Origin of the sequence: Synechococcus sp. MU1611 (assembly GCF_020514255.1) — a bacterium.
Classification (GTDB): domain Bacteria; phylum Cyanobacteriota; class Cyanobacteriia; order PCC-6307; family Cyanobiaceae; genus Parasynechococcus.
The window spans coordinates 159,495-176,690 of sequence record NZ_VTLC01000002.1 but is presented as its reverse complement, the minus strand read 5'-3'; the positions used below and the strand labels follow the sequence as shown (position 1 = coordinate 176,690).

Below are 17,196 nucleotides of genomic sequence, written 5' to 3'. Positions count from 1 at the left end.
TCAGGTGTCCTCCAAGGAAACGAGATCACGCAATTGATCGCCACCGAGGCTGCCGAGCCAATCCTCCCCGGAGCCGATCACATCCTCCGCCAGGCGTGATTTCTCCCGGATCATGCGATCGATTTTTTCTTCCACCGAGCCGCTGGTAATGAATTTATGCACCATCACCCGATTAGTCTGGCCGATTCGGTAGGCCCGGTCGGTGGCTTGGTTTTCCACGGCAGGGTTCCACCAGCGATCGATGTGGAAAACGTGGCTGGCTCGGGTGAGGTTGAGGCCCACACCACCGGCCTTGAGCGAGAGCAAGAACAGCTGCGGACCGCGGGGATCCTCCTGGAAGCGATCCACCATCGCCTGACGTTCGCTCTTGCGGGTGCCGCCGTGCAGGAAGGGCACCTCCGCCTTCCAGCGCTGTTGCATCCAGGCCTGCAACAGATGCCCCCATTCGGCGAACTGGGTGAACAGCAAAGCCCGGTCGCCCGCTTCGATCACCTCGTCAAGGATCTCCTCTAGCCGCTGCAACTTGGCGGAGCGGCCGAGGAAGCCATCGTCTACAGCCCCTTCGCTCAGGGCAAGGGCGGGATGGTTGCAGATCTGTTTTAGCCGGGTGAGCAGGGCCAGCACTTGGCCGTGGCGCTTCCCGCGCGGAGCACGTGCAATGGCATCAAGCGTGTCTTCCACGGTTTTGCTGTAGAGGGATTTTTGCTCTTTGCTCAGCCCCACCCATTCGCTCAGCTCCACCTTTTCGGGAAGGTCCGAGATGATCGTTTTGTCGGTCTTGAGCCGGCGCAGGATGAATGGTCCGACCCGCCCCTTGAGGTCGCGCAGAGACGACATGTCGCCGTAACGCTCGATCGGCATCCGGTAGCGCTGGCGGAAGAAGTCCTCCTCCCCCAGCACCTTGGGGTTGAGGAAGTCCATCAACGCCCACAGTTCGCTGACGCGGTTTTCCACTGGGGTGCCGGTCAGGGCGATGCGGAAGCGGTTGCTTTTGCTTCGGCCGGGGCGGGCCAGATCCCGGGCTGCTTGGCTCTGCTTGGCGCCGGGGTTCTTGATCGCCTGGGCTTCATCAATCACGACCCCCTGCCAGTCCTGGGTTTCCAGCAGTTCGCTGTCGCGTTGCAGCAGTCCGTAGCTGGTGAGTAACAAGTCCACCTCCTTCAAGGCTTTCTTCAGTTCGGCCGGTGTGGAGGGACGACGCGGGCCGTAGTGCTCGGTGACCGCCAACTCGGGGGTGAAGGCTTCCGCTTCCCTTCGCCAGTTGGTGAGCACTGAGGTGGGCGCCACCAACAGCACAGGGCGCTTCAATTCCTGCTCCGCCTTGAGGTGCTGCAGAAACGCCAGCAACTGGATTGTTTTGCCCAAGCCCATGTCATCGGCCAAGCAGGCCCCTTGGTCAAACCGATGCAGGAAGGCGAGCCAGCCCAGGCCCCGCTCCTGATAAGGCCGTAATTGGCCGCAGAATCCCTCTGGGGCCGGCAGTGGGTCGGGGGCTTTTTGCTGGTGATATTGCTCCAGCACCGACTGCAGCCGTGGGCCGGCATCGAAGCGGTGCACCGGCATCCGCATCAGCAACTCCCCTTCCGTTCCCGTCAACCGCAGCGCGTCGTCGAGGCTCAGTTCTGCTTTGGCGCCACAGAAGCGTTCGGCGTTCTTGAGGTCGTTCGGACGCAGTTCGATCCAGGCCCCCTTGTGGCGCACCAGGGGGCTGCGCTTGCCGCTGAGTCGCTCCAGTTCTCGCAGGGTGAGCGTCACCCCACCGATCATCAGATCCCACTCCCAATCCAGACACTCACCGAGGGTGAAGCCCCGCGACCGCTCCGGTAGTTCAGCCTTAATCGCCAGTCCCAGTCGGCTGGCTAGTCCACCGGAGAGGCTCGGGGGTAGTTCCACACCCACACCGGCGTCCCGCAGTTGCCGAGCTGCGGTGCGCACCAGCACGAAGGCTTCGGCCGGTGTGAGTTGCATCGTGTCAGGCGTGGCGCTTTCCAGCCCCCGTTCGATCGGTGGGAACACCGTCAGGGCCCGCCCGAGGCCCTCCAGTAGCACTTCGCCGGGCTGGTCCACCTGGATCTCACCCAGTTGGAGCATTTCGGCGCCGGAGGCCCAGGCTGCGGCGGCCGGGAGCTTCAGGCTTGGGTCGGCTTCCGCCTGCAGTCCGAAGCGCAGTTCCCAGAGATCCTCCCCATCCGGTGGGGTGTGCAGTTCCAGGCAGGTCCGGGCCGCGGCGAATCCGCCGGCGATGCCTTCCCGCCAGTGATGGCTTGCGCTGGCCAGTCGTTCGGCCTCCTCATCACCGATCTCGATCACCCCGGTCTCTGATCCCAGGGCCTCCTGCCAGAGCGTCAGCAGGGGATCAAGGCCATCACTGGAGGGCTCGAAGTCCTTGCGCAGCTGGGCGTCCACAAGGTCTTCCAGCAGGGTCGCCACCCGCAGGCGACCGCTGCGGGGCCTGCAGCTGGCGACGGGATTGGCGGCCCGCATCGCCTCTGGCCGCAACCGGGTCGTGCGGTTGCTGCGGCGCCCCAGTGGTTCGCGCCAGGGCAAGGCACAGGTGGCCACTAGGGGAAGGCTGGCTGCCAGATCCTCGAGCCGACGTCGATCTTCTTCTCGGTTAAGCAGCGGCACCCAACGGGCCCGATGGGGGTAGCCCTCCCCTTTGCTCAGTTCCATCTGGGGCATCCAGCGGCCCCGGGCCACCAGACTCAGGGCCCAGCGCTGCAAATGGCTCCACCAGCGCAATTCATCGGCCAGGTCCGGGTTGGTCCCCGACAGCGGCAAGCGGGACAGCCACTCTGTGGCTGCTGAGGGTTCCACGGCAAGCCCCTGCACCTGCCAAGGCCACCATTCGGTTTGTTTGGGGATCGGTTCGCCGGCTTGCATCGGCAGTCCGGTCCAGCCCGGTGGCTCTGGCGCTGGATCCGCTGCTTTGCTTCGGCTTTTGCGCGGCTTCACCGTGCGGCTTGGCAGGGTGAGACAAGCCGTGGCATCGATGCTGCCGCCGGGCAGAAGGTCGCGTTCGCTGAGCCAGGCCTTGAGGTCGTCGTGGCTGAGGGTGAAGGGATGCAGCGCCGGGGTGAGGCCTGGCCCTTCCGGTGTGGCCACCCGCCAGGTGTCAGCCCAAACGAGCAGTGCCGGTTGGCCGGAACTGCTTGAGGTACGGATGGCGGGAAGCCAGGTGGCGTGCAGCAGGCTCATGGCCGCGACGCGGGCAGGAAGCGGAGGATGCCTTGGAGCAGGAGAGCACTGCCGATCAACGGCAGCCAGGCCAGAAAAAGCTCCAGTACTAATGATGCCAGGCCATCGACCTGCCAGTTGTCAAGGGGTAGCGGCATGCCGAGGCTGCGCAGCCCGCAGACCGCCCCCACCAGACCCGCTTGAAGATGCCCGTCATCGGGGTCCACCCGCTGCAGATGGAAGGCCAGTAGTCCGTAGAACAGACCGCAACCGCCAGAACGCACGGCTGCTTCCAAGCCCCAGGGCAGGCTGATCAGCCCTGCGCTGATGCCGGCAATTAGAGCCCAGCCGATCGACTGCAGTCTCAATCGCTGGCGAATCTCAGGATCACTGGGAGGAACGGCCACGGGCGCCGGCGGTTCAAAGGCGATCATGACGGCAGGATCCCCCCTTCCTGTCATGGTCGCCGCCGCATCGTCGTCTTCTGCAGCGTCTGCACCGCGCAGCGGTGAGGAGATCCGTGAGGCTTTCCTGAATTTCTACGCCGAGCGCAGTCACAAGCGGATGGCCAGCGCTTCGTTGATTCCCGACGATCCAACGGTGTTGCTCACCATTGCGGGAATGCTGCCCTTTAAGCCGGTCTTTCTCGGCCAGCAGGAGAGGCCGGCTCCCCGGGCTACCAGTTCTCAGAAGTGCATTCGCACCAATGACATCGAGAACGTGGGGCGCACCGCCCGGCATCACACCTTTTTCGAGATGCTCGGCAACTTCTCCTTTGGGGATTACTTCAAGCAGCAGGCGATTGAGTGGGCCTGGGAGCTCAGCACTGTTGTCTATGGCATCGACCCCAAAAATCTGGTGGTGAGTGTCTTCCGTGAAGACGATGAAGCCGAGCAGATCTGGCGCGATGTGGTGGGGGTAAACCCCAAGCGGATCATCCGCATGGACGAGGCCGACAACTTCTGGGCTTCGGGGCCGACTGGGCCCTGTGGTCCCTGCTCGGAGATCTATTACGACTTCACGCCTGAGCTGGGTGATGAGGGCATCGATCTGGAGGACGACGACCGCTTCATCGAGTTCTACAACTTGGTGTTCATGCAGTACAACCGTGACGCTGAGGGCACGCTCACGCCGCTGGCCAATCGCAACATCGACACCGGCATGGGTCTGGAGCGGATGGCTCAGATCCTGCAGAAGGTCCCTAACAACTACGAAACCGACCTGATCTTTCCGTTGATCCAGGCGGCCGCGGAGCTGGCAGGGGTCGACTACCACCAGCTCGACGACAAGGGCAAGACGTCGTTGAAAGTGATCGGCGATCACAGCCGTGCTGTGACGCAGCTGATCTGTGATGGCGTCACCGCCAGCAACCTTGGCCGCGGCTACATCCTGCGGCGGCTGTTGCGCCGGGTGGTGCGTCATGGCCGCCTCCTGGGCATCGACAAGCCCTTCTTGGTCACCATGGGGGAAGCGGCGATTGCCTTGCTGAAGGGGGCCCACCCCAGCGTGATTGAGCGGCAGGAGGTGATTCTGGCCGAACTCCAACGGGAGGAGGCTCGTTTCCTCGAGACCTTGGAGCGCGGTGAGAAGCTGCTGGCGGAGGTGCTGGCGTCCAAGCCAACGCAGATCAGCGGTGCCCAGGCCTTTGAGCTTTACGACACCTATGGCTTCCCCCTGGAGCTCACCCAGGAAATTGCTGAGGAGCAGGGCTTAGCCGTCGATCTCGATGGCTTCGAGGCGGCGATGGAGGAGCAGCGTCAGCGGGCCAAGGCCGCTGCGGTGAGCATCGATCTCACGCTTCAGGATGCGATCGATCAGGTGGTGGCTGATCAGGCGGCGACCTGCTTCCAGGGGTATGTGGCTCTCGACCACCCCTCCTGCGTCCAGGCGCTTGTGGTGAACGGCGAACCGGCCACCACCGCGAAGGCTGGTGATGCCGTTCAGGTGGTGCTCGACACCACACCCTTCTATGGAGAAGGCGGTGGCCAGGTGGGCGATCGCGGGGTGCTGGCCGGTGCAGACTTGATCGTGCGGGTTGAGTCGGTGAGCCGTAGCCGTGATGTGTTCGTGCATGCCGGTCGTGTGGAACGCGGTGAGCTCGCCTTGGGTGAGACCGTTAAGGCGCAGGTGGATCGTGCCTGCCGGCGCCGGGCTCAGGCGAATCACACCGCCACCCACCTTCTCCAGGCTGCACTCAAACAGGTGGTGGATCCGGGGATCGGCCAGGCCGGTTCCTTGGTGGATTTCGATCGACTGCGCTTCGACTTCCACTCCCCTAACGCGGTGACGGCGGAGCAGCTGGTGCAGATCGAAGCATTGATCAACGCTTGGATTGCCGAAGCCCACGGGCTTGACGTGCAGGAGATGGCGATTGATCAGGCCAAAGCGGCCGGCGCTGTGGCGATGTTCGGGGAGAAGTACGCCGATGTGGTGCGCGTCGTTGATGTTCCCGGTGTGTCGATGGAGCTCTGCGGCGGCACCCACGTGGCCAACACCGCAGAGATCGGTCTGTTCAAGATCGTGGCGGAAAGCGGCGTCGCTGCCGGCATTCGCCGGATTGAAGCTGTCGCTGGCCCCGCTGTGCTCGCGTATCTCAATGAGCGCGATGCGGTGGTGAAGCAGCTGGGGGATCGCTTCAAGGCGCAGCCTGCCGAGATCGTTGATCGTGTTGCGGCTCTTCAGGATGAGCTCAAGGCCACCGGTAAGGCGCTGGCGGCGGCACAGGCGGAACTGGCGGTGGCCAAGGCCGGTGCTTTGGCCGCCAAGGCCGAGGCCGTGGGCGATTTCCAGCTGCTGGTGGAACGCCTCGACGGGGTCGATGGCGCCGGTTTGCAGGGAGCGGCCCAGAGCCTGGTGGATCAGCTGGGGGATGGCGCGGCTGTGGTGATCGGTGGTCTGCCGGATCCCGCAGATCTGGGCAAGGTGATCCTGGTGGCGGCCTTCGGCAAGCAGGTGATCGGCGCCAAGCTCCAGGCCGGCAAGTTCATCGGTGGCATCGCCAAGCGCTGCGGCGGCGGCGGTGGTGGTCGCCCGAACCTGGCGCAGGCCGGGGGTCGTGATGGTGCTGCCTTGCCTGGTGCTCTTGAGGCAGCTCAAGCTGAATTGGCTGCGGCACTTGGTGCCGTATGACAACAGGAGTCGCTGCTACGAGAGCAGGCTTTGGAAGAGTTCTTTCATGCGCCCCACCACGTCTCGACTGTTGGGTGGTACCGATTGGATGGTGAGTTTGGCCAGTTGAGCTTGCCGATCGCTGATTAATTGGCCAAAGCGCTCGATCAGGCCTGGCTCTTCATCGATGAGTTCGGCGATGGCCTGTCGACTCACCTCGAGCAGGTCGACTTTGCTGATGCTCTGAATTGTTGCACTGCGAGCAGATCCGGTAAAAACAGTCATTTCCCCAAAGATGTCTCCGCATTGAAGTTGAGCTATTTCGGCATTGTCCTGAGGAATTGATGATTTCTGGATAGAAATATTGCCATTGATTAGCATAAAGAGTGAGTCTCCATCTTCGTTTTCTTTGACGATAATTTCTCCGGGTCCGTATGTGTGAAACGAGCTCATTTCAATCATCTTTTGTATCTGATTGTCGGAAAGGATGGAAAAGAGTTGGTTGTCTCTCAGGAGTTGGTGAATGCTTTGGAGTAAGTTGTCTTTGCTGGAAGAGAGTGATTTTGGTTGCTGCTCATTTTTTGTAATTCGTACATCACGAACGCTGAATGGGAAGCTGAAGCCTTCACGTTGTAGCGCATACCAAAGCTGTTCTTGCAGGTCACCACGGAGCGCACGGCTTTGGCCGAAGTCTTTGTGCCAATTGATCCATTCGTAGTTGATGCAGCTCTCTTCGAATGAGCGGATTCGAATGATGCTGGCTGGTGATCGAAGAACCAGCGGGTGATTATCAGAGATCTTCTGCATTATTTTTTTGGCTATATCTGGCGGCATGCTGTAATCCAGTCCAATAATCAGCTTGTTGCCATAGGCTCCATTGCTTGTGAAATTTTCGATTGTGCTTGAGTTGGAATTTGTATGTGGAAAGATCAGTCTTGACCCATAAAGGCTGTTAATTTCTGTATCTCTCCAGCTGATTGATTGCACTCGGCCAATGTGTCCATCAATTTCAACCCAATCGCCTTCCCGGATTACTTGTTCGAGTTGAAGGCTCAACCCACCGATGAGGTCTTTCAGTGGATCCTGGGCGGCTAAACCAACAACAGCCGTGAGAACTGCTGAGGTTGTCACCAGGCCCACCAGGTCGATGCTGGCTTGCTCCTTCAGGTTCAGAGCGATTAGGAACAAGCTGCCGAGAATGAAAATCAGATCTCGCAGAATTTTTGGGCTGGACGGCAAAATCCGCAGTGTTGGCAGGATTTCGAGAGCGATCCAAACCAGGCAGCGGCTCATGGCAATCGAAGCGAGAATGCCTGTGATGAGGCTGAGATCAAGCCCTGCTGAGATCGGAATGCGGAAGCCTTCGATCGTCTGTTCCGTGGTGTGCGCTAGTAGAGCAATCCAAGGAGTGCGCCAAGGGAACGGTGGCATGCTGAAGCGTTGGCAGATGCGCTTGGCGACCAATCCGCCAAACAGGCCGACAACTGTGAGTAGCCATTGCAATGCCAAGACCATGACCCACTGACCCGTCGCAACTCATTGTGGGGAACTTCCAAGGTCAGGGCCGGAACTTTTTTGATCTTGTTCCAGTTGGGTGACGAATCAATTCACCCCCTGCTCGTTTGTTCAGTTTGAGTTCGTGCTGATTAGGGATGCTTGTCCTGCTGGGTTGCGCTGATGACGCCACGCCAGAGGGCGCTGTCAAGGTCAACCATCCGCCGTTCCTTTGTGGCCAGTTGAATGGGGACATGGGTGAAGAAATTGTTCCAGTAGCCGATCACAAGATTGGTTTTTCCGCTCATGCCCGCATGCACGGCATGTTCCGCAAGTAGGTAGCAAAATACTGCATCTGCTGCGTTTGCTGAAACGCTTCGGATGTGATAGCTGGGATCCAGATACTTGATGCTGATTGCGAGATTATTTTGTTTGAAGTATGCCGTTATCTCCTCTTTAAGAAGTTCTCCAATATCATCCTTGAGGATGTTCCCGGAAGCGTCGACTCTGCTTTCACTGTTGCTGAAAAGGTCTTGCCCAGCCCCTTCTGCGACAACAATCACAGCATGGTTGTTCCGTTGCAGTCTGCGTTGAATCGCTGCACAGATGCCTTCGGGCCCACTGATTTGAAACGGGATCTCGGGAATAAGACAGACATCCACAATCGAATTGGCCAGTGATGCTGTAGCGCTAATAAAGCCAGAGTCTCGACCCATCAGCTTCACGATTCCAATGCCGTTTTCAGCACCTTCTGCTTCGTGGTGGGCGGATGTGATGATTTCCGACGCTACCTGGACAGAGGTTTCGAAGCCGAAGGTTTTTTCAACAAAACCGAGATCGTTGTCGATGGTTTTCGGCACGCCGACAATGCTGATTTTGGCTTGACGTTTGTTGGCTGCTTCCGCGATTGCTTGAGCCCCCTTCAATGTGCCATCGCCGCCGATGCAGAACAGGAGATTGATTTTTCTACGCTGGAGCTCGTCCACCATGATTTCTGGATCCTGATTGCCTCTCGACGATCCAAGAATGGTCCCGCCCTGTTTATGAATCTGTTCAACAACAGATGAATTCAGCTGGATCGGTTCTTGATTTGATTGTTGCGTCAAGCCTTTGTAGCCGTAGCGAATGCCAACAATCTCTTTGACGCCATAGTCCTGTTCCAAGACTTTGACCAGTCCCTTGATCACATTGTTCAGCCCTGGACATAGCCCGCCACAGGTGATGATTGCTGCGCGGGTTGTATCTAGATTGTGAAAGATTTTTTCCCGGGCGCCGGCCTTCTCAAATGCCGGCAATTTTTTGCATGTTTCGAGTTGATGATTCAGGTTCTTGATCTGGCTGGAAAAAATAATTTTCTCTGAGTCGTCAACAAAAATCTCTTGGCTGCAGGGGTTGGCATAGGTTGCTTCCCCAAGCTGTTGAATCTCGAAATTGAAGTTATCGGGATTTTTCAGAACGTTCTCGTATGCCATGCGTGTAAGACACTCAGTGCTCGTAATCTGACGACGGATTTTTTACTTTGCAACCAACGTCAAGTCGTTGTTGTCTTGGTTCGCTGGTGGCGTAATCCATGTCCGGCTGCCAGTCTTGAAAAACTGCTGCATGACAGATGTTGAAACAGGCAGTTTTCGTTCAGGCAGGTGCGCTGCTGCTGCTCGGGAGTGCCCTCTGGGCCCTGCCCAGTCGTGCCGCTCAGCCTCGTGTTGTTGAGGTCCCGGCGGGGCCTGCCTTCGTCAAGCTGCCCGGTGCTACTGAGATCACTGCACGCTCGGGTCAGTCGTTGAAGACGAATGCGTTGCTACGCACCACAAAGCCAGGTCGCATGCAGGTGATGTTGGGCAACGGGCGTCAGTTCCGCATGGGGGGTGATGCTCTGTTGCGCTTGGGTGGGTCCGACGTCGAACTGTTGAAGGGTTCCATCATCGGCTGGATCAAGCCAGGGACTCCGCATCGCAGTCCCTTCTCGATCAAAACGCGGTTGGCCACGGCTTCGATTCAGGGCACCACCGTTTTTTTGGAGTTCACCGACAAGCAGTTCAAGGTGTTCAGCTGGGAAGGCAGGGTTCGGGTGGAGACGAGCAATGGCCAACGCTTCACCTTGAACAGTGGTCAGCAGCTGCTTTTGGATCTCAAGCGTCAGATGGTTGAGGTCAGCGGTCGCTTGGATGGTTTGGAATCCGCTTTAGGTGAGTTGGGCGGCGGCATCGTGACGCCGCCGACTCCTGGGCGAGATGGCTACAGCAGTCCTCGTTCGCGTCAACAGGATCAGCAGGAGTACGACTGGGAGCCCCCCCAGCCACTGTCTGCCCAGGATGCTGAACGCCGCCTTCAGAAGAGCCTTCTCATCAACGGTTTCTCAACCCCCTTGGAGACCTTGCCGGACATCGAGCGGGAACTGGGGGTTTCTGCGCCAGCCCCTTGAGACGTTTGATCCGCCGGCATCTTGTTCCGTGTCTGTGGCGGACATCGCTGCTGTTGCCCCTGGCCATGCTCCCGTTGCTGTCGCGTTTGGACGCCACGGGTCGGCAGCTCCTTTTTCAATGGCGTGGCCCGATTGAGCCCCCCGATGACGTGGTGCTGTTGGGCATTGATGAGGCGTCACTGGATCCACAGCTGTCTGATTTCGGCTCCTGGCCCTGGCCGCGTGCGCTGCAGGCAGACCTGGCCCGTGCGGTTCTCCGTCAGGGTGCCCGTCGTGTCGTCTTCAACATCGTTCATGTTGGGCCCAGCGGTTTTGGTCCAACCGACGACCTGGCCTTCCAACAGGCGCTGCAACCATGGCAAGACCGGGTGGTGTTGAGTGCCTCTTTGGTGCGACAGCAGCTGGAGGGTCACGAGCAGGTTCAACTGAGACGTCCCTGGTACACGAGCTATCCCGTGGGACTGTCGGCGTTTTCGATGAACGCCTTCGGCGTTGTGCAGGCTGTTCCGGGACGGCAGAGCCTGAAGGGGATGCTCAATGAATTTTCTGAGCCTCACCCTCGCCCCTTAGCGCCCCTCGCTGCAGGGGTTGCTTCATCACAAGGTGATAACGGCATTGATTTCCTCGGACCCAGCGGACACATTCCGGTGATTCCAGCCTGGGCCGTGGGCACGCTTCCGCAAGACACCTGGCGGAACAAGGTCGTCATCATCGGTTCCACCGCCCCTTCGCTGGGTGATCAGCTGGAGACCCCTTTTGGTCAGCAGAGCGGCTCTGAGGTTTTGCTGTCGGCCATTGCAGGCTTCCAAAGCGGACGAGGCTTTCGCTCGCCTGATGTCTCCCATTTGGTGGTATTGATGGCCCTCTGGTTGCTGTTGTGTCAATGGCGTATCGCAGCTCCATCGACCGCCCTTGGCACAGCGATCACAACCGCTCTTCTGGAGGCTCTGGTAACCGGGGGCGTTGTTTTGGCTTGGTTCAACGGCCTTTGGTTGCCTGGCGCAGCTTTGATGCTGATGCCGTTGATCGCGGGAAGTCTCCGGGCGGGAGACCAATTTCAGCGGGAAAGCGTTCAACGGAGATTTCTGCACTCGGTGCTGTCTCGCAGAGTGTCACCGAATCTCATGCGCGACATGCTGCGGTCGGGGCAGGAGAGCTGGACGCGTCTTGGCGGTCGTCGCGAGCGCTGCGTGGTGTTGTTCACCGACTTGGTGGGATTCACAGCCCGCAGCAACGTGATGGATGCGGAGGCCCTGTTTGGCTTGTTGAATCGCTATTTCGAGGCAATTGCAGCTCCGGTGCTGCGGGAGCAGGGGTTGTTGGACAAATTCATTGGCGATGCCCTGATGGCGGAATTCGGCGTGCCCGTGCATCGGGGCGATCGTGCCGAGGCTCTGGCGGCTGTGCGGGCTGCCCTGGCGATGCAGGCCAACCTTGAGGTTCTGAATCGAGAACTCGATCAGGAGGGTTTGGCACCCCTACGCCAGGGAATTGGTATTCACTGCGGTGAAGTGATCGCCGGCAATCTTGGCTCGAGCCACCGGTTGGAGTACACCGTGATTGGAGCTCCGGTGAATCTGGCCAGCCGGCTTGAATCCCTTACACGGCGCTTCCCTGACTATCCAATCCTGATGAGTGGAGACGTCAGGAATCTCATCGCGGAGGATGTTGTGGTGGAGGATCTGGGGTCCCATGCTGTGAAAGGTTGGCCTGAACCCATCCCTGTCTTTGGTTTGCTTGCGCTTCGGTCTGATTCGGATTCTGGTTAAAAGAAGGCTGGTTTTGGTTTTAACCCGCTTCAACAACTTTTTTCTGACCCTGAACATAGGTCTGAAGTACTTGGTTGGGAATCAATTCGCGTTCTGCTTTCCCTGAGATGAGATAGTCGAGAATGGCTTCGCCGCTCTGTGGATTGGTGGCAAATGGGATCTGATAAACGTCGCAGAGACGTCCCAGCGCCTCGATATCAGCATGGTGGGGATGTGAGGAGAGTGGGTCCCTGAAAAAGATCACGCCACAGATGTTCTGGGTTGAGATCAGAGTTCCGACGGCCTGATCGCCACCGAGGGGGCCTGATGCCACTTTCTTGCTAAGGCAAAGCCCAGTTTTCTTATAAAGCATGCTGCCCGTCGTGCCGGTTGCAATCAGTGGAAATGTTTCTAATTTGTTGGTGTGTATGCCGCAAAATTCCATCAAACTTTCTTTCATGTTGTTGTGAGCAATCAGGGCTAAGTATTTCCGCTTGTCGCTATAGTTTTCGGCGGCAAATTGCTCGGCTCGTGCGCGCCTGATAGCTTGAAAGTATTCTCGGTACTTCAGGGCCAGCGGCTGGTTTTGGCCCAGGAAGTTTTCGAAGTCGTGAATTGAAAATCGACCAACGGTTGTTGGCTCAATGGTTTGAACGTCAGCAACGCGCGTTGCTTCCTCTGAAAAGAGGCTCTCTCCAATAATGGCTCCTGTTTGTTCAATGGCGAGCTGGCGTTCGCCGTCAAGGATTTGAACAAGTCCATCCAGGATGAACACCATGCTGTCTGAGGGTTCGCCCTTCTTCATCAAGATGGTTTCTGCTTGGATCACCTCGATCGAGACATATTCAGCGAGGCTTTTGATCTCATCGGTGTTGAAGGAATGCTTCAGGTTGCCTTCGCGCTGAAGAATCTCGATCAGTGCGTTGCGATCCATAATCGATAAAACGTTGATCAGACCTTAAGGGTTTTTTGTCAATCAGCTGTGCACTTGGCAAGACGCAGCCGTTGTTCTTAGTCCTGAAGGTATGTGGTTTGTTGAAGGCTGCTTTCGAGGTGATCAAGAAGACGACGTGATTCGTCGATGCGGAGTTGGCCGTTGTTGATGGCCGCCTCCGCCGCCACCCGCAAGCGCTCAAGTAAGGCGCGGGGGTCGTGCTCCATGGCCTCGAGCACATTGGCATTGGTGTCACCCCGTACGACGTGGTCAATGCGATAGCTACCGCCTGGGCTGAGGCGGATGTGGACGGCGTTGGTTGTGCCAAAAAGATTGTGCAGATTGCCCATCACTTCCTGATAGGCGCCGCTGAGAAAAAGCCCGATTAGATACGGGCTGTTGTCATTGAGCTCGTGGAGCTCTAGCAGATGTTTGGGTTGTCCATCCCCGATGAAGCGATCCAGGCGTCCATCGGAATCGCAGGTGAGGTCGGCGAGATTGGCCAGTCGTGTCGGCCGTTGATCCAGCTGTTGGATGGGCACAACTGGAAACAGCTGATCGATGGCCCAGGTGTCGGGTGCCGAGCGGAAGATCGACAAGTTGGCGTAATACGTTCCTGCCAAGGCTTTGCTGAGGGCTGAGAGCTCTTCAGGGATGGCTTGATCTTTTGGCAGCCGTTTTGCAATGGCATCGGCGCAGGCCCACGTCAGCTGTTCGGCTGTGGCTCGGTCGGGCAGACCCATGTATCCAAGCCGGAATGCGGCGAGAGCATCCTGCTTGAACTTCAAGGCGTCGTTCCAGGCTTCCTGAAGCCGCACCAGCTGCGCATCCGCTTTCACCGACAGCTGTTGGATGGTGGCGAGGGTGTCCCGGAGGTTGCGAACGGTGAGTGGTTCGTCTCCTGTGGCGTTGGGAATCGAGGCCGGGAGTGCGCTACTTCCCAGGATGTCGAACACCAGCAGGGAGAAATGACTGGCAATGGCGCGGCCGCTTTCGCTTACCAGCGTGGGCACGGCAACATCATTGGGTTCGCAGCATTCCCGCACCGTGGCCACGACATCGTTGGCGTAGTTCTGGAGCGAGTAGTTCGTGGAGGCTGCCGATGCTGTGCGGCTGCCGTCGTAGTCGATGCCGAGTCCGCCGCCGACATCCAGGAATCCCATCGGGGCCCCTAGGCGGGTGAGCTCCACATAGATCTGCCCCGCTTCTTGGAGAGCGTCCTTGAGAACGGCAATGTCGTTGATCTGACTGCCGATGTGGAAGTGCAGCAGGCGGAGATCCTGGAGCAGATCGTGGTCCCGAAGACGTTCCACCGTTGCCAACAACTCGGGAATGGAGAGACCAAATTTGGCCTTGTCGCCGACGGAACTGCCCCAGCGCCCTGTGCTGCGGCTGGAGAGCTTGGCTCGCACACCGATGTAGGGCGCAGCACCCAGATTTTTGCTGGCTTCAATAATTCGGTCGACTTCGTCTGGCTGTTCAATCACAACCACAGGTTGCCGTCCCAGGCGTCGCGCCAGGATTGCCGTTTCGATGTACAGGCGATCTTTGTAGCCGTTGCAGATCAACAAGGCTTCGGGATCGTCCAGCAGCGATAGAGCGATCAGCAGCTCCGCTTTGCTGCCAGCTTCCAGCCCGAAGTTCCAGCGGTGGCCGCAGCTCACCAACTCCTCCACCACGTGGCGTTGTTGGTTGCATTTCACCGGGAAGACACCTTGGTATCGCCCTTGGTAGCTGTATTGCGCGATGGCGCGTTCAAAGGCTGCGTGGAGCCGTTCCAAGCGGTCTTCGAGGATGTCGTCGAAGCGAATCAGCAGCGGCAGGGCAAGATTTCGGCTTTTGAGCTCCGACACCAGATCCACCAGATCCAGGCTTCCGCCGCGATCTCCTTGGGGTTGGACGCTGATGTGCCCGCGCCCGTTGATGGAGAAGTACGGATCCCCCCAGCGGTCGAGCCCGTACAGCGCAGCACTGTCTTCAATCGACCAGCCTTCGCTGTCAGCCACTGGCATTCGTCGTGGGGAATGGACGGAATCTAGGGACATTCCCTGCGCTGCCCAAGGCCTGTGCTTGCCAAGCGGGGTGGCCAGCACTGACGATGGCGGCGCTTTTAATTGACACACACCATGGCCGAACGCACGTTCATCGCCATCAAGCCCGACGGCGTCCAGCGCGGCCTGGTTGGCGAGATCCTCGGCCGCTTCGAGCGCAAGGGGTTCAAGCTGGTGGGCCTGAAGCAGATCACCCCCAGCCGCGCCCTGGCTGAGCAGCACTACGGCGTCCACAAAGAGCGTCCCTTCTTTGCCGGTCTCGTCGACTTCATCACATCCGGTCCTGTGGTGGCCATGGTTTGGGAAGGCGATGGTGTGATCGCCAGCGCCCGCAAACTGATCGGCGCCACCAAGCCCCTCGAGGCTGAGCCCGGCACCATTCGTGGCGACCTGGCCGTCAACATCGGTCGCAACGTGATTCACGGTTCCGATGCGCCCGAAACAGCTGCATTTGAGATTGGTCTTTGGTTCGAAGCCTCTGAGCTGAACGACTGGTCCCCATCCGATCAGGAGTGGCGGGTCGAGGGCTGATCGCTCAGTTTTCGAATCGGTTCCAGTGGAAAGCCTCCAGCAACGCCTTTGCGGCCGCGTTGGGGGCTTTTTGCATCACGGCGCCGGCAGTGAGCTCGGCGGTGATGGCAGCGAGGAGAACACCATTGCGGTGATGACCGCAGGCCAGCCAGAGTCCTGGAAATGGGCCTGACCCAAGCAAGGGGCCTTCGTCTGGCGTGCAGGGTCGGAACCCCCACCAACGCTCCATGGGCGGCCAGTTAGCGGCCATGGGGAGCAGGCTGGTGATGCCTGTTTGGAGTTGTTTTTGGCCATCGGGTGTGAGGCCTTCCGCGAATCCAGCGTCCCGTTCGCTGGTGGCCCCCACAACGATTAGTCCGTCCTCACGTGGAACCAGATAGGTCCCGGGGCCGAAGATCACGCGCTTGAGCGCTTCCCGCGGCCCTTGCAGGGAGAGCATTTGACCCTTAACAGGGAACACCGGGAGCTCGGGCACCAGGTGTTGACTCCAGGCGCCGCTGCAAAGCACCGCTTGTCGGCAGTGCAGCTGTTGCTCGCTTCCTTCGGCACTGCGCAGATGGATCCCGCAGAGGTGTCCCGCGGAATCACGCTCTAGAGCAATCACTTCGGCGCCTTCCATGAATTGAACGCCCAAGGAGACGCAGGCGCGCTCTAGAGCTCGCATCAGTCGACGGCGGTTGTCGATTTGGCCGTCTTGTTCGAAGAGCAACCCTGTCGTCCAATCCGGGCCCAAACCTGGAATCTCTCGATCCAGGCTGGCGCGGTCGAGTGTTTGTCCGAGCTGGGCCGTTGGGTAGGCGTCCCGTTCGCTTGCTGTGCGGAATGGCACCACGATGCCGCTGGTGCGAAGTCCGCAGCTCAAGCCGCTGTCACTTTCGATTTGGGCGACCCAGCGGGGAATCCCCTCCAAGCTGGCCTGCCCCAGGCGTAGTAGATCGCCGCTCAGGCCTTCGGCATGGGGCGCCAGCATGCCCGCAGCAACAAAACCTGCCGCTTCGCTGCGGCGTCGGCTGATCACCAGCACTGTTTGGTTGTGACGGGCGAGTTGATGGGCAATGGCTAAGCCCATCAACCCACCCCCCAGCACGAGCGTTGCTGGCGTCTGTGCAGGGGTCATGGCTGGCTTAACTCTCCAGGCGGGGTGATGCAGCGACCGTCAGCAGATGCTCCAGCTGGCCAGCCGCTTGTTCCATGCTGTCAGGCCCTTGGCGCAGTGTGCTGCAGATGCTCGCCAGTGAAGTGGCATCACCGCGTGATGAGGCATCAATCCCATCCAGCAACAGGTTGATCATCCGGTTGCTGTTGCGGCAGCGTTCACTGCTGAGCAGCAGCATTTCAGCAGCCAGTTCAGCGTCGAAGAGAACCGCACTGTGAAGTGCCTCTCGCGAAAATCGCAGGATTTCTGTGTTGGCCTCCAGCACCCGAACCCGCGCGCCGTGCCGGGTCTCTCCTATTCCAAACAGGGCCATTTCCCCAAGAACTGCGCCCGCCCCCACTTCAGCAATGGTTCGGGACGCGTTCCCGTTCTGATGGATTTCGATGGAGAGATGGCCCTGTTGCACCAGCAAGAGCGAGTCAGCGACATCGCCTTGTTCAATCAGAACGGCATTGTGTTCAGGGAGAAGCAGCTCGGGTTCAAGTTGCTTCAAATGGGTCTGAAGCAGATGCCACAGCCTGAGGTTGATGGGTTCTTGCTCCTGTGCTTCGGGGTCCATTCCGGCCAGGCAACGA

The 17,196-nt window shown here is 59.1% G+C and carries 12 protein-coding genes; 4 read left to right on the top strand and 8 right to left on the bottom strand.

Features of this window, described 5'->3' with window-relative positions; translation table 11 throughout:
• Window positions 1-3,198: a DEAD/DEAH box helicase gene (locus FZZ92_RS05370; protein WP_226422748.1), complete on the bottom strand. Its 3,198-nt coding sequence runs from the start codon at window positions 3,196-3,198 to the stop codon at window positions 1-3.
• Window positions 3,195-3,611: a hypothetical protein gene (locus tag FZZ92_RS05365; RefSeq protein ID WP_115025006.1), complete on the bottom strand. Its 417-nt coding sequence runs from the start codon at window positions 3,609-3,611 to the stop codon at window positions 3,195-3,197. Before FZZ92_RS05365 ends, FZZ92_RS05370 begins: the two co-directional genes overlap by 4 nt.
• Window positions 3,612-3,636: 25 nt before the next feature.
• On the opposite strand from FZZ92_RS05365, the gene alaS reads away from it, so the two are divergent.
• Entirely contained in the window at window positions 3,637-6,306 is a 2,670-nt protein-coding gene (alaS, locus tag FZZ92_RS05360; RefSeq protein WP_226422868.1) for an alanine--tRNA ligase, read from the top strand.
• A gap of 15 nt (window positions 6,307-6,321) precedes the next feature.
• Here alaS and FZZ92_RS05355 read toward each other — a convergent pair whose 3' ends face one another.
• Both FZZ92_RS05355 and FZZ92_RS05350 read right to left on the bottom strand, forming a co-directional pair.
• Window positions 6,322-7,800 carry a mechanosensitive ion channel family protein gene (locus FZZ92_RS05355; protein ID WP_226422747.1) on the bottom strand — a complete coding sequence of 493 codons (1,479 nt, stop codon included), beginning with the start codon at window positions 7,798-7,800 and terminating at the stop codon, window positions 6,322-6,324.
• 131 nt (window positions 7,801-7,931) lie between these two features.
• Window positions 7,932-9,251 carry an ATP-dependent 6-phosphofructokinase gene (locus tag FZZ92_RS05350; protein WP_226422746.1) on the bottom strand — a complete coding sequence of 440 codons (1,320 nt, stop codon included), beginning with the start codon at window positions 9,249-9,251 and terminating at the stop codon, window positions 7,932-7,934.
• Between the two features lie 140 nt (window positions 9,252-9,391).
• On the opposite strand from FZZ92_RS05350, the gene FZZ92_RS05345 reads away from it, so the two are divergent.
• Together FZZ92_RS05345 and FZZ92_RS05340 are read left to right on the top strand one after the other, a co-directional pair.
• Entirely contained in the window at window positions 9,392-10,201 is an 810-nt protein-coding gene (locus FZZ92_RS05345; protein ID WP_226422745.1) for a FecR family protein, read from the top strand.
• Window positions 10,198-11,970 carry a CHASE2 domain-containing protein gene (locus FZZ92_RS05340; RefSeq protein ID WP_370631248.1) on the top strand — a complete coding sequence of 591 codons (1,773 nt, stop codon included), beginning with the start codon at window positions 10,198-10,200 and terminating at the stop codon, window positions 11,968-11,970. The genes FZZ92_RS05345 and FZZ92_RS05340 overlap by 4 nt, the downstream gene beginning before the upstream one ends.
• Before the next feature lie 19 nt (window positions 11,971-11,989).
• On the opposite strand, the gene FZZ92_RS05335 is transcribed toward FZZ92_RS05340, so the two are convergent.
• Together FZZ92_RS05335 and speA are read right to left on the bottom strand one after the other, a co-directional pair.
• A complete protein-coding gene (locus FZZ92_RS05335; RefSeq protein WP_226422743.1) occupies window positions 11,990-12,883 on the bottom strand; it encodes a methylglyoxal synthase in 894 nt (297 codons plus the stop codon).
• 77 nt (window positions 12,884-12,960) lie between these two features.
• Window positions 12,961-14,895 carry a biosynthetic arginine decarboxylase gene (gene speA, locus FZZ92_RS05330; protein WP_226422742.1) on the bottom strand — a complete coding sequence of 645 codons (1,935 nt, stop codon included), beginning with the start codon at window positions 14,893-14,895 and terminating at the stop codon, window positions 12,961-12,963.
• A gap of 114 nt (window positions 14,896-15,009) precedes the next feature.
• Here speA and ndk point away from each other — a divergent pair, with 114 nt between their 5' ends.
• Window positions 15,010-15,465, top strand: a complete 456-nt coding sequence (gene ndk / locus FZZ92_RS05325) for a nucleoside-diphosphate kinase (protein ID WP_115024564.1) — start codon at window positions 15,010-15,012, stop codon at window positions 15,463-15,465.
• 4 nt (window positions 15,466-15,469) lie between these two features.
• Here ndk and FZZ92_RS05320 read toward each other — a convergent pair whose 3' ends face one another.
• Window positions 15,470-16,582, bottom strand: a complete 1,113-nt coding sequence (locus tag FZZ92_RS05320) for an FAD-dependent oxidoreductase (protein WP_226422741.1) — start codon at window positions 16,580-16,582, stop codon at window positions 15,470-15,472.
• A 7-nt stretch (window positions 16,583-16,589) separates the two neighbouring features.
• Window positions 16,590-17,180: a cyclic nucleotide-binding domain-containing protein gene (locus FZZ92_RS05315; protein WP_226397448.1), complete on the bottom strand. Its 591-nt coding sequence runs from the start codon at window positions 17,178-17,180 to the stop codon at window positions 16,590-16,592.
• Window positions 17,181-17,196: the final 16 nt, after the last annotated feature.